Below are 17198 nucleotides of genomic sequence, written 5' to 3'. Positions count from 1 at the left end.
TACATATGACTTACAAGAGCCCCCTATTGTTGCGCCCCGGAGCTGTAGAAGGCGGCGGCGAGGACTCCGGCGTCGCGGCCCACTACGGCGAACCCCTGCGGGAGCAGCGCGCACTCGCCGCCGGTACCGCCGTCGTCGATCTTTCCTATCGGGGAGTTGTCACGGTCGCTGGACCGGACCGCCTCAGCTGGCTCAACACCCTGTCCTCGCAGCAAGTGACCAACCTCCAGCCGCGCGTCTCAAGCGAACTTCTGCTCCTCACCATCCAGGGCCGCATCGAGTTTGACGCCCGGGTAGTGGACGACGGCGAGGCCACCTGGCTGCTGGTCGAAGCCGCCGAGGCTGCCCCGCTGGCGGAGTGGCTCAACAAAATGCGGTTCATGTTGCGCGTCGAGGTGGCTGACGTTTCGGCCGATTGGGCCGTCGTCGGCTCAACCAAGGCCGTTGACGCCTGGTCCGGGCGGCTCGTCTGGGAGGATCCGTGGCCGCACATCGGCGTCGGCGGCTATTCCTACAGTGTGGTGGAGGAAAACTCCCATCCCGGCCTTGAGCGGCCCTGGTTCGAGTACCTCATCCCCGCGGCCGAGCTTGAAGCGGCCGTTGAGGGCATGGCCCTCGCCGGCTCGTTGGCCGCGGAGGCGCTCCGCATTGCCGCTTGGCGTCCCCGGCTCGGCGCGGAGACGGACGAGAAGACCATTCCGCACGAGCTCGATCTCCTGCGGACCTCGGTCCACCTTTCCAAGGGCTGCTACAAGGGCCAGGAGACCATCGCCCGTGTCCACAACCTTGGACACCCACCCCGGCGGCTCGTTTTCCTGCAATTGGACGGCTCGCAGCACACCCTCCCGGCGCCAGGCAGCGTCGTATTTGCCGGAGAGCGCAAGGTGGGTACGCTGACATCTGTGGCCCAGCATTTCGAAATGGGGGCAGTAGGGCTGGCGCTTATCAAGCGGTCTGTAGACCCGCAGGAAGTGCTGACCGTGCTGGACGGTGAGGAGCCTTATCCGGCCGCCCAGGAAGTAATCGTTGCGCCCGACGCCGGACAGGTGGTGGGGCGTCAGACCGGATTCCTGAAGGGACCCCATCGATGAGCGAAACCACGGGCGCTGAAGCCCAAGCAACGGGTGCCGATGACGAGGCCATTGCCTTGGCGCACACCTTGTTCGATGCCGCCAGGGAAGGCAACACCGAACTCCTGCGCAGCTACCTCAACGCCGGTGCGCCGGCTGGAATGCGCACCGCCGCGGGCGACTCCCTGCTGATGCTGGCCGCGTACCATGGCCACGCTGAAACCGTTCAGCTTCTGCTGTACCACGGCGCCGAGGCAAACGGGGCGAACGATCGTGGCCAGACTCCGCTGGCCGGCGCGGTTTTCAAGGGTTACGCAGAGGTGGCCCGGGTGCTGATTGACGCCGGGGCAGATCCCGACGCCGGTGCGCCCACAGCGCGCGAGGCCGCCCGGATGTTTGCCCGCACGGAGATTCTCGGACTGCTCGAATAGCCCAGGGCTTGACGGCCGTGCTGCGGCGGCTGTCTTGCGATCAGATATTCCATGTGGAATAGTTGTTGTGGAATAGTTCGCACGGAGGATGGGGAAATGGCACAAGCCGCATTGACTCCACTTGGCGTGGCTGCATTGGCCCTCCTTGTCGAGGCGCCGATGCATCCATACGAGATGTACCAGCTCCTGATGGCCCGCCACGAGGACCGCTTGGTCAAGGTGCGCCCGGGGACCCTCTACCACGCAGTGGGTCGCCTGGAAGAGGCGGGTTTGGTCGAGGCGGCAGGTATTGACCGTGCCGGCAACCGGCCCGAGCGCACCACGTACCGAATCACCGGAACCGGCCGGGAGGCGCTGACCGAGCGCCTCCAGAACATGCTGGCGGAACCCGTGAACGAATACCCGAGCTTCCCCCACGCGATCGCCGAGGCACACAACCTGCCGTCCGGCGTCGTACTCGAACTCCTGGACCAACGCGTGACGAACCTGGAAAACCAACTCGACTTCCTGGTCCGCGGTGAAGAAGCTGTCGCTGCAAAAGGCATCGAGCCCAAGTTCTGGATCGACGTCAAGTACCAACAATCCATGCTCCGGACGGAAATCGACTGGATACGCAGCTTCCAAAATGATCTCCGCAGCGGGCAGTTGCCATGGTAGCCGCCCATCCAACGCACCAACTTGCAAGAAATTCAGCACAGTCAAAGGAAACCCATGGAAAACGTAGCTAAACCGTGGCCCGCACTGTGGTCCCTCGTGGTCGGGTTCTTCATGATCCTGATCGACACCACCATTGTTTCCGTGGCGAACCCACGGATCATGGAGGGCCTGCATACCGATATCAACGCCGTCATCTGGGTGACGAGCGCCTACCTCCTCGCATACGCCGTGCCGCTGCTGATCACCGGAAGGCTCGGTGACCGCTTCGGACCCAAGAACCTCTACCTGATCGGCCTCGTGGTCTTCACCCTGGCTTCGCTGTGGTGCGGACTCTCGGGCGACATCGGCATGCTGATCGCGGCCCGGGTGGTCCAGGGCATCGGCGCGGCCATGATGACGCCTCAAACCATGGCCGTCATCACCCGGATCTTCCCCCCGGACCGCCGCGGCGCGGCCATGGGCCTCTGGGGAGCCACGGCTGGCATGGCTATCCTCGTCGGCCCGATCCTCGGCGGTGTGTTGGTTGACGGCCTCGGCTGGCAGTGGATCTTCTTCGTCAACGTTCCCATCGGCGTCGTTGCCTTCGTCCTCGTGACCCGGCTGGTACCGAAGCTGACCACGCACAGCCACAAGTTCGACGTCCTGGGTGTGCTGCTGTCCGCAGCAGGCATGTTCCTGCTGGTGTTCGGCATCCAGGAAGGCCAAAGCTACAAGTGGGGCACCGTCACTGGACCCATTACTGTGTGGGGACTGATCATCACGGGGCTCGTTGTCCTGGCCGCGTTCGTCTTCTGGCAGTGGCTCCTGGAGCGCCGCGGCGGCGAGCCTTTGCTCCCGCTGGGCCTGTTCAAGGACCGCAACTTCTCCTTGGGCAACACCACCATCATGGCGGTGGGCTTCACCATCACGGCGTTCCCGCTGCCCACGATTTTCTACTACCAGGTTGTCCGCGGGTTGTCCCCGACGCAGTCCGCGTTGCTCATGATCCCCATGGCCGTGATCTCCGGCGCGTTGGCACCCTTCGTTGGCAAGCTGATCGACCGCATCAATCCGCGCTGGTTCGCCGCCTTCGGCCTCGTGTGCCTGTCCGGCGCACTCTTCTGGACCTCGACCCTTCTGAAGCCGGACACTCCCATCTGGATGTTCCTGCTGCCCAGCGCCCTCCAGGGTGTGGCCAACGGTTTCATTTGGGGCCCGGTCTCCAACGCGACTACCCGCAACCTCCCGCCACGATCAGCCGGCGCCGGTTCCGGTGTCTTCAACACGACCCGCCAGATCGGTGCCGTGCTGGGATCGGCCGCGATTGCCGCCCTGATCCAGTCCCGGCTCGCGGCCGAGCTGCCCGCGGGTCCGTCAGGGGCTGCCCCGGCCGGCGAAGGCGGATTCACCGGCGCGTTGCCTGCATTCCTGCATGATGGCTTCTCGACGGCGATGAGCCAGTCGGTCCTGCTGCCGGCCTTTGCGATTCTGCTGGGCGCAGTAGCGGCGTTGCTGTTTGGCAAGCCCAAAGCCGTCCAGGGTTGGGGTTCCCCGGCGGCCGCCGAGGTCAAGCCTGAGACTGTTTCGCAGGACGGCGCCCAGGGGAGGCGTTAGCCCGCGCGAACTGGCAGACGGTGCCCCCAAAATGCCGCCGTTTTGGGGGCATTTTCTGCCAACTCGCGGCCAAGAGGGAGCGCTAGCGGAGCAGCACGGAGGTCTGGATACCGCCGTCGACGAATCCCAGCCTTCGGGCCAAGGCCATGGAGCCCCGGTTATCCAGTGCGGTCCGCCATTGCAGCGTCAGGCCGGAGGCGAGTGCCTCGTGCGCCGCGATCGAAGCAGCCAGGGTTCCGAGCCCTTGCCGACGCAATTCCGGCGGCACCAGGACGCCCATGTCCGCGAGGATCCCCTGCCACTCTGCATAAGCACCGCAGGCCACCGGTTTGCGGTCCGCTTCGTTGCCATCCATCACCGTGAAATGGTGCTCCATCCTTGAGAGGTGGACTTCATTGACGTCGTCCGGAGGGCATCTGCCCTCCAACTCGATTGCCTCCGGATGGCCGTGGGAGACTGTGACTTCGCCGCCCGGCTGGAAGAGGGGAAGGTCGTCGGCGAACAGCAGCGCCGACGTCCCGAGGCCGTGGCCACCGTGTTCGCGGCTGATCCGTAATAGCGCGGAATGCTCGCTCAGTTGATCGTCTGAGAGCTCGACGGCGGCAGCCACCGCCCATGCCGGAGCCACCAATGCGGAGCGGCCAAAGAGCCTCACGAACGTGATGGATTCAGCATCCTCGTCTTCCCGGACCAGCCGCTCCCCGGTGCGGGCAGCAGGTGAGTCGGAGGCGAAACTGAAGGCCTCGTCGTCGAACCCTAAATGCCGGGCCCAGGCCAGCAGCACGATTTCCGCCGATCCCGCATCAAGTTCCATGACATCGAGTCTATGCAGTCCCTGGAAAAGGAAGGAGCAGGCAGGCACCTAATGGTGCCTGCCTGCTCCTTGAAAAACCGGCTCAGCCGAAGAGGACCGCGGCTTCGTCGTAGCGGTTCTGCGGGACGGTCTTGAGCTTGCCCAGGGCTGCCTCGAAGCCTACGTGCTCGATGTCCGTGCCCTTGAGGGCCACCATGGTTCCCCAGCGGCCTTCCACGACGGAATCGATGGCTGCCATGCCCAGGCGGGTGGCGAGCACGCGGTCAAAAGCCGAGGGGACGCCGCCGCGCTGGATGTGGCCCAGGATCGTGGCGCGGGTCTCGATGCCGGTGCGGGCTTCGATTTCGGGGGCGAGCTGGTCCGCGATGCCGCCCAGGCGGGGCCGTCCGAAGGTATCGAGGCCGCGATCGGAGTGCGGGGAGTCCATGTGGTCGGGAACGAAGCCCTCGGCAACAACGATCAACGGTGCGCGGCCGCGGTCGTGGGCCTCCTGGACCCACTCGGTGATCTGCTCGATGCTGACTTTCTGCTCGGGGATCAGGATGGCGTGCGCGCCGGCAGCCATGCCCGCGTGCAGGGCGATCCAGCCCACGTGGCGGCCCATGACCTCGGCGATCATGCAGCGGTGGTGGGATTCCCCGGTGGTGCGCAGCCGGTCGATGGCCTCGGTGGCGATCTGCACGGCGGTGTCGAAACCGAAGGTGTAGTCGGTGGCGTCGAGGTCGTTGTCGACCGTCTTGGGGACGCCGACGATCTTCAACCCGGCGTCGGTAAGGCGCTTCGCGGCGGCCAGGGTGCCTTCGCCGCCGATGGCGATGATGGCGTCGATGCCCAGGCGGTCCATGTGGGCCTTGATGACGTCCGGGCCGCCGCCGTTCTCGAACGGGTTGGTGCGGGACGTGCCCAGGATGGTGCCACCCTGCTTGGCGATACCGCGGACCATGGTGCGGGGAATGTCGATGACGTCGCCCTCCACGACGCCGCGCCAACCGTCCCGGAAACCGACGAATTCCTGGCCGTGAATGGCAATTCCCTTGAGGACGGCGCCGCGGATGACGGCGTTCAGTCCGGGGCAGTCGCCACCGCTGGTAAGGATTCCAATTTTCATGAGGGCTCAAATCCTGGCTAGGAGGTATACGTGCAGAGCGCCACGCTGAGCTCACAACGATTGTAGGGGGCAATGTGGGGTGGGACACAAACCATGACCGCCGACGGGGATGAGACTTTTGAAACAACCTGGAAATGCGGCGGGCAAGACCGGCCTAAATGACCGGATTGTCGAGCCCGGCTTAACACGCCCAGCGCCCCGCCGCGGTGGCGGAGCGCTGGTGAACTCGCGGCCCGTACACCTGCTGGGCCGGGCTTGTGCTATTTCTTGCCTTGCGAACGCTGGGTGAGGAAGGATTCCAGTGCAATGGCGCCGCTTTGGTTGGGAAGCAGCAGCCATGCCACCACGTAAATCACCACGGCGGGCCCGGGTAGCAGGCAGAAGAGCAAGTAGCCAACGCGGACATAGGCCACGTCCACATTCAGTTTGGCGGCAATGCCACCGCAAACCCCACCGATCCAACGTTGCGGACCGCGCTTCAGGCCGATGCCCCGTACGATGCTGAAGAACTTGTTCATGGCTAGAGCCTTCCCTGTTGCGGCTGCTTTGTCACGTGCTGCTTGCTAGCGATGGTCGGGATCGGCGGAGTCCGGGCCGGACCCGGAGTCCTGGCTGGAGCCGCCGCCCTTTCGGGAGCGGGCCGACAGCAGGCCTCCGATCACAAGTGCCGCGCCGGCCCCGATCATGAGCCCGATCAGCACATAGTTGCCGTTGAGGGCCACGAGGCCGAGCTTGGAAATGACGATCAAAGCTGCGAGTGCCAAGACAATCAGCCCCCAGACCACGGTGCCCACCCTGGCCCGGGCGGCTTGGGCCGTGGGTTCAGGTGCAGACACCGGGCCTGTTTCAAATGCCCGTGTGGGTTCGTGCGTGCTCATGTCAGTTTCCTTCCTGGACGGTGACGTTGCTGAAGGTGCCGTTGAGTTTGACGACCAGCTTGGCGCCGGGCTTGTCCGTGTTGAAGCTGTCCCGGGTGCCACCGTTGCTTTGGGCGACGGCGCTACCGTCCTGCTTGAGGTTCGCGAAGGTCATGTCTGCTTGGACCTCCACCGGCACGGTCGCGGGGATGAGGAGTTTGATGTTGCTTGCGGTGACGTCCATCGGAACCACGACGTCGGAGCCCAGCGGTGCGCTCAGGTTTAGCTTGGTCAAGTCAACAGTCCCGTTGGCCCCGGTAATGTCGAAGCCTTTGCGGGCATCGTCGATGCTCACGGGATTCCATTGGCCATTTTGGAGACGGAAGTGGTCCGCGTTGGGGACGATATTGAATATGCCCCCGATCACCAGCGTCGCAACGGCCAGGAAGCCGAGCAACCCGGAAGTGCGGCCACGAAGTCCCGCAATAAGGATCCCGAGGCCGAGGACTCCTGCTCCCGTGGCCCAGACCACCGCGTTGGCGGCGTCGCCCAGGTGGATGACGTTGCCGGCGTCGAGCAGCTTGAGCGTTCCGCCAGCCAGCAGGGCCGCCCCCGCCGAGACCGCTACGATAGCCGCGCCCGGTCCCTGCCGCTTTTGCCGCTCGGGGCGGTTGGGTACGCCGCCAGGTGGGTAGGGTCCCGCGGGATTGAAGGGGCCCGAGGGGGTAGCAGGCCCGCCGGTCCCGTAATTGCCGGCCCCGTAAGTACCTGCGCTATATGGACCTGCCCCGTAAGGGCCGGCTGGATAGCCTGCCGAGGCATAGGTGCCCGCCCCGGCAGGGGAACCTGGAGCGGCCGCATAGTTGTGGGTTCCCATTGTCGGCCTTCCGTTGCGGGCTTTGCTGCGCTGGACCAAGAAGTAGACCAGGTAGATGATGCCGCCTACCCAGAACAGCGTCCACAGGAGTCCAGGAACGCCGTTCCAACCCCATCCCCAGAAACCGCGGCCGAGGCTTGGCAATCCGATGATGGTTGTGATGAGGGCGCCTGTCATGCCTGCGGACCAGCGGCCCGCCCCGGCCTCCTGGGCGTGGATGCGGCCATCGGGTTCGGGCAGGAGCGCCCAGGCGATGCCGTAGAGCAGGATGCCGATGCCGGCGAAGATGGTGAGGATGATGAAGATGCCGCGGACGATCAAAGGATCGATGCCGAAGCGGTGGGCGATCCCGCTGGCTACGCCGCCCATCCACCGGTCCCGGCCACGGCTGATGCCTTGGCTACGGATCCAGTTGAAGAAGTTCTGCGGGGGAGCAGGCACGGCGTAGTTCGGTGCCGCGCCGCCGGTGTTGCCGGCGTTTGGCTGGGCCGGTTCTTCCGGCGAGCCTGCCCCGGCCGGCTGGCTGGATTCTGCAGGTTGTCCGGGCTCCGCTGCTTGTCCGGAGTCCTCGGGATTCATGCTGTTCGCGTTCATACTTCGATCTTGCCGCCTGACGACGTCGCCCTCTATTGGGGGATACCCTGAACGTTCCCTGAGTGGCCCCCTGAGATGCCCTAGCTTCGAGCGCCGAAGTCCCCGATACGTGTTTGGATGGATTCATGACAACCGCCATGCAACGCCCGCCGCTGGTCCGCAGCAGCGACCGCATGATTGCCGGCGTGTGCAGGGGCCTGGCGGACCACCTTGGCTGGCCTGTGAAATACATCCGGCTCGGTATGGTCCTTGCGTCTTTCGCAGGCGGCGCGGGCCTGGCCTTCTACGCCTGGCTGTGGGTCATGGTGCCCACCGCCGACGAAAGCGCCCGCCGCAATAGCCGCCGGCCGGCGTCGCCCATTGCTCCTTCGGTGAGCATGCCTCCTTCGGTGAGCATGCCTCCCGCCGTAACAGCGCCCGACGGCGGCGCGCAGCCGCTACCGCTCTCCGCCCCGGCTCCCGTTTTCGCGTCCTGGTTCAGGCTGCGGCGCATCCAGTATGGGAAAGAGATCCTCCTGGGAGCCGGCCTCCTCCTGGTGGCCGCCATCCTCATCGTCCGGCAGTTCGGCGTCGAGGTCCCTCTCGGCACGCTGATCCCGGCGGCGGCCATACTCGGCGGAGCGTCGATCGCGTGGATGCAGCTGGACGAGACGCGCCGGGCCGGACTGGTGGACAAGACCAAGGCCGACCAAGCCGGCGGCTGGGTCCGACTCGCTGCGGGCCTGGCCCTGGTGGTTGCCGGGGTGTTGGTCATGGTGTCCGGCTCCGGCTCGTGGGAGCAGACTTGGCTCGCGCTGCTGGCTTCCATTGCAGTGTTGGGCGGCGTCGCCCTGGTGCTGCTGCCGTGGGGCTTGAAGTTCTGGAAGGACCTTGAAACTGAGCGGGCAGCGCGGGTTCGCGAGACTGAGCGGGCCGAGATTGCCGCCCACCTGCACGACTCAGTACTGCAGACGCTCGCCTTGATCCAGCGCCGGGCCGGTTCCGAGCAGGACGTGGTCCGCCTCGCCCGTGCCCAGGAACGTGAACTGCGTACCTGGCTGTACCGGGACGCCGCCAAGGATGCGGGACTCCTGGCGGAGCGGATTGCCGCAGCTGCAGCCGAAGTGGAGGACGCCCACGGACACGCCGTCGACGTGGTCAGCGTTGGAGACGCCGCCATGACGGACAGGCACGAGGCGCTGGTCCTGGCGGCGCGGGAAGCCATGCACAATGCTGCCCGGCATGGCGGCGGAGCCGTTTCCGTCTATCTCGAGAGTTCGGACACTGGTAGCGAGGTCTTTGTCAGGGACCGCGGACCCGGCTTTGACCCGGATGCCGTCCCTGAAGACCGGCTCGGAGTCAAGGAATCGATCATCGGACGGATGAAACGCCACGGCGGTACGGCGGTCATCAACAGCAATTCCGAGGGCACCGAGGTCCGCCTGAAACTGCCCGTCGAGAACGCCGACAAAGCAGAGAACCGAAACGGAGAAGCCAAAGCATGAGCGGCACCCCAGAAGAGATCAAGCCAGAGCAGGTCATACCCGGGCAAGTGCCGCGGAAGGTTCGCGTGGTGATCGTGGACGATCATGCCATTTTCCGATCCGGGCTGAAAGCCGACCTCGATTCCAGAATCGACGTTGTGGGCGAAGCCGGAACAGTGGAACAAGCCATCGCCGTGATTGCCGAGGTTCAGCCGGAAGTGGTGCTGCTTGACGTCCATTTGCCCGGCGGCCTTGGCGGTGGCGGTCGGGAGGTCATCAGCGCATCCTCTGCGTTGCGCGGGAGCACGAGCTTCCTGGCCTTGAGCGTCTCGGATGCCGCCGAGGACGTCGTGGCCGTCATTCGGGCCGGGGCCCGTGGCTATGTCACCAAGACCATTTCCGGCCCCGAGATCTCCGATGCGGTGATCCGCGTGGCCGACGGAGACGCCGTCTTCTCGCCGAGACTGGCCGGTTTTGTCCTGGACGCGTTTGGAACCTCCCCGGCCGAGATCGCCGACGACGAACTGGACCGTCTTTCCGCCAGGGAACTGGAAGTCATGCGGCTCATCGCCCGGGGCTACAGCTACAAGGAGGTGGCCAAGGAGCTGTTCATTTCCATCAAGACCGTGGAAACCCATGTCTCCGCAGTGCTCCGCAAGCTCCAGCTCTCCAGTCGCCACGAACTGACCAAGTGGGCCGCCGAGCGCCGCCTCCTCTGACGCTCGCTCACCTCTGAGGCGTTTCCCCCAAACGCTCGCTCACCTATGGTGCCTTAAAGCCGAACGCTCGCTCACCTTTATCCCAAGGTGAGCGAGCGTTCGTGCCGGCGGAAGGCTACTTGGCCTGGCCGAGGAATTCCTGGAGGCGTCGAACGCCTTCGGCGAGGTCGTCGTCGCCCAAGGCGTACGAGAGGCGCACGAAACCGGAGGGGCCGAAGGCCTCGCCCGGAACAATCGCGACCTCAACTTCGTCGAGGATCAGTGAGGCGAGCTCAGCGGACGTTGACGGACGGACGGGACCGTTCGACGTCGGGAATTCCTTGCCCAGCAGTCCGCGGACGTCGGCGTACACGTAGAAGGCGCCGGTCGGCGTCGGGCATTCCACACCCTCGATCGCGTTCAGTCCGGCGACAATCGCCTTGCGGCGGCGGTCGAAGGCGACCTTCATTTCGTCGACGGCGGTCAGCGGACCGGACACGGCAGCCAGGGCTGCGACCTGCATGATGTTGGAAACGTTGGACGTCGCGTGCGACTGGAGGTTGGTGGCGGCCTTGATGACGTCGGCCGGGCCGATCATCCATCCGACGCGCCATCCGGTCATGGCATAGGTCTTGGCGACACCGTTGAGGATGACCACCTTGTCACCGAGTTCGGGGGCGGCAGTGGCAATCGAGGTGAAGGGGACGCCGTCGTACGTCAGGTGCTCATAGATTTCGTCGGTGACAACCCAGAGGCCCTTGGCCGCCGCCCATTTTCCGATCTCGGCCACCTGTTCGGCGCTGTAGACGGCGCCGGTCGGGTTGGACGGGGAGACGAAAAGCAGGATCTTCGTCTTGTCCGTGACTGCGGCCTCAAGCTGCTCCACGGTGACCAGGTAACCCTGCTCCGGGCCGGCGAAGACCTCAACGGGAACGCCTCCGGCCAGGCGGATTGCCTCCGGGTAGGTGGTCCAGAAAGGCGCGGGGATGATTACTTCGTCGCCCGGATCAACAAGTGTGGCGAACGTGTTGTAGACAGCCTGCTTGCCGCCATTGGTAACCATCACCTGGGAAGCGTCAACCTTGTAGCCCGAATCGCGGAGCGTCTTGTCCGCGATAGCCTGCCTCAGCTCCGGCAGGCCGGCAGCGGGGGAGTAGCGGTGGTATTTTGGCTGGGCCGCGGCCTCGACGGCGGCCTTGACGATGTAATCGGGTGTCGGGAAGTCGGGCTCCCCGGCGCCGAAGCCGATCACGGGGCGACCCGCTGCCTTGAGCGCCTTGGCCTTGGCGTCAACGGCAAGGGTGGCGGATTCGGCGATGGCGGAAATTCGCTGTGAAATGCGGGCGGCAGGTATTCCGGCAGACATTAAAGCACCGTTCTTCGCGGGCAGCTCATGAGCTGGATGGTGGGATTCGACGAAATCTACTTTATGCTGTTCTGCGGAGCTATCGGGCTAACGTCGGGAAAGTGACAGTTAAGGCTTATCAAACGAGCGCTGATCACATGAGCGAGAAGGCCTGAACCCTCCGGAAATGGCCCGGTTCGACTATCGCGACGTTGTTGCGTAGACTGGTTCACCGGTGTTGAAAAACATCACAATGGTTCGCGCCCCAGATTGGCTCCGGAATCTCGTGTTCTTTGGGATTCCTTGGCTTTGATGGAGTGTGGCCAAAATATGGATTCGTTCCATAGGGTAGTGGCGCAATTGGTAGCGCAGCGGTCTCCAAAACCGCAGGTTGCAGGTTCGAGTCCTGTCTGCCCTGCGCAAGCTGTTCCGGGGTTCTCCTTGGAACAAGCGCAGCAACCATGGCTCTGATCAGAGTCGGGTCAACGACGTTTGCATAGATGAGTGAGGATCAGGTGACCGAAACAGCTGCGAGCAGCTCGAAGGGCCGCCCTGCCAAGAAGTCCGATTCTGGCCTCTTCGCTCGAATTGCACTTTTTGTCCGCCAGGTAATTGGTGAGCTCAAGAAGGTCGTTGCCCCCACCCGTAAGGAACTGGTCAACTACACAGTCGTGGTGCTGGTGTTCGTGGCCATCATGATGCTTGTCGTCACCATCCTGGACCTGGCTTTCGGTACGGGGATCAAATGGGTTTTCGGCGCTTCTGGCACCACGAACCACTAAGCGGATCGCTCCGTAAACCGCGCGGAATCCCCGGAAAATCAAGGGATTTCGCAGGGTTTGCGGAATTGAGCCATTTAAATAGGCATGTTAGGCAATGAGGAAGCAGGAGACCAAGTGTCTGAGCAGGAGCTCGAGGTAACTGAGACTGAGCTGGATGGGCCCGCTGAAAGCACGGCCCACGCCACGGCTGACGCCGTGGAAGGATCCGAGGTCGATTCTGCTGCGCCCGAAACTGCCGACGTCGACGACGCCGACCAGGATGAGTTCAACGACGCCGGTGCGTCCGACGGCGAGTCCGATGAGGATGAGTCTGCTGACGGCGAGTCCGATGAGGACGAGTCTGCCGACGACGCCGACGCCCTGGCCGCCGCCGCAGCCGTAGCGCCCGCCGACCCCGCTGAGGAGTTCAAGGGCAAGCTTCGCCGCCAGGAGGGTGACTGGTACGTCATCCACTCCTACGCCGGCTACGAAAACCGCGTCAAGGCCAATCTTGAGACCCGCATCCAGACCCTGGACATGGAAGATTACATCTTCGAGATCCAGGTGCCCATGGAGGAAGTCGTTGAGATCAAGAACGCCCAGCGCAAGATCATCAACCGCGTACGCATTCCGGGTTACGTCCTCGTCCGTATGGACCTGACTGACGCATCCTGGGGCGCGGTCCGCCACACCCCGGGTGTCACCGGCTTCGTGGGCAACGCACACAATCCGGTCCCGCTTCGCCTCGACGAGGTCTTCTCCATGTTGGCTCCGGTCTTCGAAGAGCAGCAGGCCGAAAAGGGCAAGCCGGTCAACAAGCAGCACCAGACGCCCGTCGACATCGACTTCGAGGTCGGAGAGTCCGTCATCGTCAAGGAAGGTCCGTTCGAGACCCTTCCAGCCACGATCTCCGAGATCAAGATGGATTCCCAGACCCTTGTGGTCCTGGTGTCGATCTTCGAACGCGAAACCCCGGTTACGCTCGCATTCAACCAGGTCACCAAGATCTAGTTGATCCAAGAATTTCGCCCCGCGGCTGCCCGCTTAGCAGCCACGGAGCGGTCGGTCGCCTTGCCATGGCGGCCACAAACCTGAGGCACGCTCCTGTGTCCTAGGAAGTTATTGAGAGAAGGACCTACATTGGCTCCCAAGAAGAAGGTCACCGGCCTCATCAAGCTGCAGATCCAGGCAGGTGCCGCCAACCCGGCCCCGCCGATCGGTCCTGCGCTTGGCCAGCACGGTGTCAACATCATGGAATTCTGCAAGGCGTACAACGCTGCAACGGAAGCCCAGCGCGGAAACGTTATCCCGGTTGAAATCACGGTCTACGAAGACCGCTCCTTCACCTTCATCACCAAGACCCCGCCGGCTGCAGAGCTCATCAAGAAGGCTGCAGGCGTTGCAAAGGGTTCGGCCACGCCGCACACCGTCAAGGTTGCCAAGCTGACCCAGGCGCAGGTTAACGAGATCGCCACCACCAAGATGGAAGACCTCAACGCCACCAGCCTTGAGGGTGCTGCCAAGATCATCGCCGGCACTGCACGCTCCATGGGCATCACCGTAGAAGGCTAATACCAGCCTTCAACCGCCGGGAAACCGGCACCATTGAAATATTGAAAATGTTGGAGATCCACGCCGGATTTCCAACTGTGGCAGGGCCCAGCGCGGTCCGCAGACCACAACTGCACAAGGAGAATAAGCAGCATGGCAAAGCGCAGCAAAGCATATGAGGCAGCCGTAGCCAAGATCGAGGCAGACAAGTTCTACGCCCCGTTCGAGGCCATCAAGCTCGCCAAGGACACCAACCCGTCCAAGTTCGACGCCACCGTTGAGGTCGCTTTCCGTTTGGGCGTTGACCCGCGTAAGGCCGACCAGATGGTCCGCGGCACCGTCAACCTGCCGCACGGCACGGGTAAGACTGCCCGCGTCCTGGTTTTCGCAACGGGCGACAAGGCTGAAGCAGCAATCGCTGCAGGCGCCGACTTCGTTGGTTCCGATGACCTGATCGAAAAGATCGCGGCCGGCTGGACCGACTTCGACGCCGCAGTGGCAACCCCTGACCTCATGGGCAAGGTTGGCCGTCTCGGTAAGGTCCTCGGCCCGCGTAACCTCATGCCGAACCCGAAGACCGGTACCGTGACCGCAGACGTCACCAAGGCTGTCAACGACATCAAGGGTGGCAAGATCGACTTCCGCGTCGACAAGCACTCGAACCTGCACTTCATCATCGGCAAGGTTTCCTTCGATGAACTGAAGCTGGCCGAGAACTACGCAGCTGCTCTGGAAGAGGTGCTTCGCCTGAAGCCGTCCGCTTCGAAGGGCCGCTACATCCAGAAGGCTACCGTCGCCACCACGTTCGGCCCGGGCATCTCCGTTGACCCGAACGTCACCAAGGTTCTCACCGAGGCGTAAGCCACTGGGAGCATCGACTCTGAAAGGACCGTCCGGCATTCGCCGGGCGGTCCTTTCGTTGTAGCGGTCCTTTCGAGTATCCGGCACCTCGAGCGGTCCGGTTCGGGTGCGGCAAACAGGCACCTATCGCGGGTGGCGACCGCTGATTAGGCTGAGGGCATGACAGGCCAGCTTCCGGATTTCAGCATCCATGAGCTCCATCTGCCGGAGTCCACGGATGGGCCGGACGGCAAGGATTTCCGGGAGCTCTCTTCCGTGATGGACGCCATGGTGCTGGAAACCTGGGGAAACCTGGATCGGGCATCGTCGGCGCAGGCCCGGCTCGCCGGATGGCGCGACACCCCCTACGAGGTATCGAGGAACTTTTTCGCCCGGGTTGACGGAAGCATCGTTGGCCACGCTTCCTGCCACGTTCCCCTCACGGACAACGTCCATACTGGATGGCTCCATGTAGATGTTTTGGAGGGGTATCGCCGCCACGGAATCGGTACCGCATTGCTCCGCACCATAGAGGGAGTTGCGAAGGCTCAGGGGAGGCGTGTCCTGCAGGCGCACACGGAACACCCGATCGGCTTCGCAGGACCAGGAGCAGGAGCAGGAGCAGGAGCAGGAGCAGGAGTAGAGCCATTCCATCCGGCCGCAGTACCCGGGGGAGTACCCGAAGATGGTCCGGGAGCAGCCTTCTGCCTCAAGAATGGATACACGCTGGAACAGACCAGCAGATTCAGCAGGCTGGAGATCGACCACAGCACGGAGTGGGCAAGGCTGGAACTTGCGGCGCATTCCAAAGCCGATGCCGCCTATGAGGTCCTTGCCTGGACGAACCGTTGCCCTGGCGAATACGTGGACCACATGGCCGGGCTGATGGGGCGGATGAGCACGGACACCCCGGCGGGAGGTCTTGAGGTCGAGGCAGAGGCCTGGGATGCTGCCCGCGTCAGGCAACTCGAGGACACCACCCTTGCCGAAGGTCAGACTGCCCTTGTGGCCGCTGCACAACATCGCCGGACGGAAGAACTCGTCGCGTACACCGTGATCTACCTTGATTCAGGGAAGCCTTGGGTGGCCGAGCAAGACGATACTTTGGTGGCAAAGCCGCACCGGGGCCATGGATTGGGAATGCTCGTGAAACTGGCCAATCTGCGCAGGCTGCAGACGGAATATCCAGGCGTCGAGCGCGTCATGACTTTTAACGCCGAGGAAAACGAACATATGCTGGCCATCAACGTACAGCTCGGCTTCAGACCGGTGGGATACGACGGCGAATGGCAAAAGAGGATCAAATGACCAGCACGGTGGAGATCGGCCAACTCTGGATCCCGGATGCCCTTGACGCCGATGACGCAAAGGATTTCCTGGCCGCCGTCGAAGTCAGCCGCAGGGTCCGGATGCAGATCTGGGGCACCGACGATCTCGCCTACACGCCGTTGGAGAAACTGCTCGAACTCGGCGATCCTTACGAACGCCAGGTCATCCTCGTGGCCCGCGTTGACGGCCGCATCGTCGGTACTGTCGACATCGCGCTGCCACTTGCCGACAACATGGACCTGGCCGAGTTCACCCTTGACATTCTTCCTGAGTTCCAGCGCAGGGGCGTCGGACGGCAGCTCCTGGAAGCTGCCGAACATTTCGCCAAAAGCGAGGGCCGGACGATGATCATGGTGGACACCAACCACCCTGCCGAGTCCCTGCGCGGTGGTGCCGAGGGGCAGCTCGTGCCTGGCAGCGGCCTGGGCTTCGTTCCCTTGGCCAGCCGCGAGGTCGATTTTGCCCGGCGTACCGGCTACACCCTCCAGCACATCGAACAGTTCAGTTCCTGTGCGCTTCCGTTGGATTCAAAGCTCGTCGCTGAGCTTGAGGCCGAAGCGGAAGACGCGAACGCCGGCCGCTATCGGATCCACCACTGGACCGACCGTTGCCCGCAACAGTGGCTCGAAGCTGTGGCCGCGCTGGAGAACGCGGCGGGGGAAGTGGTGTCTGAAGGCAATGAGACGGCGGAAGCCGGGCAGCAGCAGCTAGTGTTCGACGCCGGCGTCTTGCGTCAGGCGGAAGACGCCGCCGTTGCGCAGGGGCGCCGAACGGTGGTCACCGCCGTCGAGCACGTCTCCAGCGGGCGGATCGTTGGACTCACCACCATCGGCGTCCTGGCGCAACGCCAGGATGTCGTCTTTCAAGACGACACGATCGTCTTGCAGGAGCACCGCGGAAACAAGCTCGGGCTCCTCATCAAGGTCGCCAACATGCAGCGCCTCAGCGAACAGTTTCCCGACGCCCGGGTGATCTACACCTGGAATGCCCCCGAAAACCGGTACCTGCTAACGGTGAACAAGCAATTGGGATTCACCACGGCCGGGGTTACGGGGCTGTGGCAGAAGGAACTGCCGGACATGGGCCCGAGGGTCACTTCCTCCGAGTGAGGCGGCGCGATTTGGCGATGGACTTGCCCGTCCCGTAAGCTTGAACTACCAAAGACCGTCGGTTGATGGGAATCCACTCCTCCGCGCTCAGCTCAACTCTG

General features: G+C 63.7%; 18 protein-coding genes and 1 tRNA gene. 13 read left to right on the top strand and 6 right to left on the bottom strand.

All coding sequences use genetic code 11. From position 1 onward, the window contains the following. Positions 1–5: 5 nt before the first annotated feature. The 4 genes from ygfZ (at position 6) to NFJ07_RS16770 (ending at position 3751) form a co-directional block, all read left to right on the top strand. Positions 6–1091 (top strand): CAF17-like 4Fe-4S cluster assembly/insertion protein YgfZ, encoded by a 1086-nt coding sequence (gene ygfZ / locus NFJ07_RS16785; RefSeq protein ID WP_269995994.1) that lies wholly within the window; start codon positions 6–8, stop codon positions 1089–1091. After that, on the top strand, positions 1088–1501 hold the full coding sequence (locus NFJ07_RS16780) for an ankyrin repeat domain-containing protein (protein ID WP_269995993.1): 414 nt from the start codon (positions 1088–1090) through the stop codon (positions 1499–1501). The genes ygfZ and NFJ07_RS16780 overlap by 4 nt, the downstream gene beginning before the upstream one ends. 96 nt (positions 1502–1597) lie before the next feature. After that, a complete protein-coding gene (locus NFJ07_RS16775) occupies positions 1598–2158 on the top strand; it encodes a PadR family transcriptional regulator (protein ID WP_269995992.1) in 561 nt (186 codons plus the stop codon). A gap of 54 nt (positions 2159–2212) precedes the next feature. Beyond that, on the top strand, positions 2213–3751 hold the full coding sequence (locus NFJ07_RS16770; protein WP_269995991.1) for a DHA2 family efflux MFS transporter permease subunit: 1539 nt from the start codon (positions 2213–2215) through the stop codon (positions 3749–3751). Between the two features lie 82 nt (positions 3752–3833). Here NFJ07_RS16770 and NFJ07_RS16765 read toward each other — a convergent pair whose 3' ends face one another. The 5 genes from NFJ07_RS16765 to NFJ07_RS16745 form a co-directional block, all read right to left on the bottom strand. Continuing rightward, positions 3834–4565, bottom strand: a complete 732-nt coding sequence (locus NFJ07_RS16765; RefSeq protein ID WP_269995990.1) for a GNAT family N-acetyltransferase — start codon at positions 4563–4565, stop codon at positions 3834–3836. 82 nt (positions 4566–4647) lie between these two features. Next, positions 4648–5673, bottom strand: coding sequence for an ATP-dependent 6-phosphofructokinase (locus NFJ07_RS16760; RefSeq protein WP_269995989.1), 1026 nt, complete (start codon positions 5671–5673; stop codon positions 4648–4650). 260 nt (positions 5674–5933) lie between these two features. Next, complete coding sequence (locus NFJ07_RS16755; protein WP_269995988.1) at positions 5934–6191, bottom strand: PspC domain-containing protein; 258 nt, start codon at positions 6189–6191, stop codon at positions 5934–5936. Between the two features lie 45 nt (positions 6192–6236). After that, on the bottom strand, positions 6237–6551 hold the full coding sequence (locus NFJ07_RS16750; RefSeq protein WP_269995987.1) for a hypothetical protein: 315 nt from the start codon (positions 6549–6551) through the stop codon (positions 6237–6239). A gap of 1 nt (position 6552) precedes the next feature. Continuing rightward, complete coding sequence (locus NFJ07_RS16745; protein WP_269995986.1) at positions 6553–8001, bottom strand: PspC domain-containing protein; 1449 nt, start codon at positions 7999–8001, stop codon at positions 6553–6555. A 125-nt stretch (positions 8002–8126) separates the two neighbouring features. Here NFJ07_RS16745 and NFJ07_RS16740 point away from each other — a divergent pair, with 125 nt between their 5' ends. Together NFJ07_RS16740 and NFJ07_RS16735 are read left to right on the top strand one after the other, a co-directional pair. Continuing rightward, a complete protein-coding gene (locus NFJ07_RS16740) occupies positions 8127–9485 on the top strand; it encodes an ATP-binding protein (RefSeq protein WP_269995985.1) in 1359 nt (452 codons plus the stop codon). After that, positions 9482–10183, top strand: a complete 702-nt coding sequence (locus NFJ07_RS16735; RefSeq protein WP_269995984.1) for a LuxR C-terminal-related transcriptional regulator — start codon at positions 9482–9484, stop codon at positions 10181–10183. Before NFJ07_RS16740 ends, NFJ07_RS16735 begins: the two co-directional genes overlap by 4 nt. A 115-nt stretch (positions 10184–10298) precedes the next feature. Here the strand turns inward: NFJ07_RS16735 and NFJ07_RS16730 are convergent, their stop codons facing one another. Then, positions 10299–11528, bottom strand: coding sequence for a pyridoxal phosphate-dependent aminotransferase (locus tag NFJ07_RS16730; protein WP_269995983.1), 1230 nt, complete (start codon positions 11526–11528; stop codon positions 10299–10301). Between the two features lie 324 nt (positions 11529–11852). On the opposite strand from NFJ07_RS16730, the gene NFJ07_RS16725 reads away from it, so the two are divergent. The 7 genes from NFJ07_RS16725 to NFJ07_RS16695 all read left to right on the top strand — a co-directional run bounded on the left by NFJ07_RS16725 (position 11853) and on the right by NFJ07_RS16695 (position 17097). After that, positions 11853–11925, top strand: a tRNA-Trp gene (locus tag NFJ07_RS16725). Between the two features lie 82 nt (positions 11926–12007). Further along, entirely contained in the window at positions 12008–12289 is a 282-nt protein-coding gene (gene secE / locus NFJ07_RS16720; protein ID WP_269995982.1) for a preprotein translocase subunit SecE, read from the top strand. A gap of 114 nt (positions 12290–12403) precedes the next feature. Further along, positions 12404–13279, top strand: a complete 876-nt coding sequence (gene nusG / locus NFJ07_RS16715) for a transcription termination/antitermination protein NusG (protein WP_269995981.1) — start codon at positions 12404–12406, stop codon at positions 13277–13279. A gap of 129 nt (positions 13280–13408) precedes the next feature. Then, positions 13409–13840: a 50S ribosomal protein L11 gene (rplK, locus tag NFJ07_RS16710; protein ID WP_018773647.1), complete on the top strand. Its 432-nt coding sequence runs from the start codon at positions 13409–13411 to the stop codon at positions 13838–13840. A 132-nt stretch (positions 13841–13972) separates the two neighbouring features. Continuing rightward, positions 13973–14680, top strand: a complete 708-nt coding sequence (rplA, locus tag NFJ07_RS16705) for a 50S ribosomal protein L1 (protein WP_234749040.1) — start codon at positions 13973–13975, stop codon at positions 14678–14680. 159 nt (positions 14681–14839) lie between these two features. Beyond that, a complete protein-coding gene (locus NFJ07_RS16700; RefSeq protein WP_269995980.1) occupies positions 14840–15967 on the top strand; it encodes a GNAT family N-acetyltransferase in 1128 nt (375 codons plus the stop codon). Then, positions 15946–17097 (top strand): GNAT family N-acetyltransferase, encoded by a 1152-nt coding sequence (locus NFJ07_RS16695; RefSeq protein WP_442865361.1) that lies wholly within the window; start codon positions 15946–15948, stop codon positions 17095–17097. Before NFJ07_RS16700 ends, NFJ07_RS16695 begins: the two co-directional genes overlap by 22 nt. Positions 17098–17198: the final 101 nt, after the last annotated feature.

This window comes from Arthrobacter sp. B2a2-09 (genome assembly GCF_027587375.1).
Lineage (GTDB): Bacteria > Actinomycetota > Actinomycetes > Actinomycetales > Micrococcaceae > Arthrobacter.
Note: the sequence above shows the minus strand (reverse complement) of the source record. Positions and strands in the feature narration are given on the sequence as shown.

What these genes read in the sequence shown, in the direction of transcription:
- NFJ07_RS16735 (WP_269995984.1), top strand. Translation starts at nt 9,482, where the DNA reads ATGAGCGGCACCCCAGAAGAGATCAAGCCAGAGCAGGTCATACCCGGG.
- NFJ07_RS16775 (WP_269995992.1), top strand. Translation starts at nt 1,598, where the DNA reads ATGGCACAAGCCGCATTGACTCCACTTGGCGTGGCTGCATTGGCCCTC.
- NFJ07_RS16755 (WP_269995988.1), bottom strand. Translation starts at nt 6,191, where the DNA reads ATGAACAAGTTCTTCAGCATCGTACGGGGCATCGGCCTGAAGCGCGGT.
- NFJ07_RS16695 (WP_442865361.1), top strand. Translation starts at nt 15,946, where the DNA reads ATGGCAAAAGAGGATCAAATGACCAGCACGGTGGAGATCGGCCAACTC.
- NFJ07_RS16770 (WP_269995991.1), top strand. Translation starts at nt 2,213, where the DNA reads ATGGAAAACGTAGCTAAACCGTGGCCCGCACTGTGGTCCCTCGTGGTC.
- NFJ07_RS16700 (WP_269995980.1), top strand. Translation starts at nt 14,840, where the DNA reads ATGACAGGCCAGCTTCCGGATTTCAGCATCCATGAGCTCCATCTGCCG.
- NFJ07_RS16760 (WP_269995989.1), bottom strand. Translation starts at nt 5,673, where the DNA reads ATGAAAATTGGAATCCTTACCAGCGGTGGCGACTGCCCCGGACTGAAC.
- rplA (WP_234749040.1), top strand. Translation starts at nt 13,973, where the DNA reads ATGGCAAAGCGCAGCAAAGCATATGAGGCAGCCGTAGCCAAGATCGAG.
- NFJ07_RS16740 (WP_269995985.1), top strand. Translation starts at nt 8,127, where the DNA reads ATGACAACCGCCATGCAACGCCCGCCGCTGGTCCGCAGCAGCGACCGC.
- NFJ07_RS16750 (WP_269995987.1), bottom strand. Translation starts at nt 6,551, where the DNA reads ATGAGCACGCACGAACCCACACGGGCATTTGAAACAGGCCCGGTGTCT.
- NFJ07_RS16765 (WP_269995990.1), bottom strand. Translation starts at nt 4,565, where the DNA reads ATGGAACTTGATGCGGGATCGGCGGAAATCGTGCTGCTGGCCTGGGCC.
- NFJ07_RS16780 (WP_269995993.1), top strand. Translation starts at nt 1,088, where the DNA reads ATGAGCGAAACCACGGGCGCTGAAGCCCAAGCAACGGGTGCCGATGAC.
- ygfZ (WP_269995994.1), top strand. Translation starts at nt 6, where the DNA reads ATGACTTACAAGAGCCCCCTATTGTTGCGCCCCGGAGCTGTAGAAGGC.
- NFJ07_RS16730 (WP_269995983.1), bottom strand. Translation starts at nt 11,528, where the DNA reads ATGTCTGCCGGAATACCTGCCGCCCGCATTTCACAGCGAATTTCCGCC.
- NFJ07_RS16745 (WP_269995986.1), bottom strand. Translation starts at nt 8,001, where the DNA reads ATGAACGCGAACAGCATGAATCCCGAGGACTCCGGACAAGCAGCGGAG.
- secE (WP_269995982.1), top strand. Translation starts at nt 12,008, where the DNA reads ATGAGTGAGGATCAGGTGACCGAAACAGCTGCGAGCAGCTCGAAGGGC.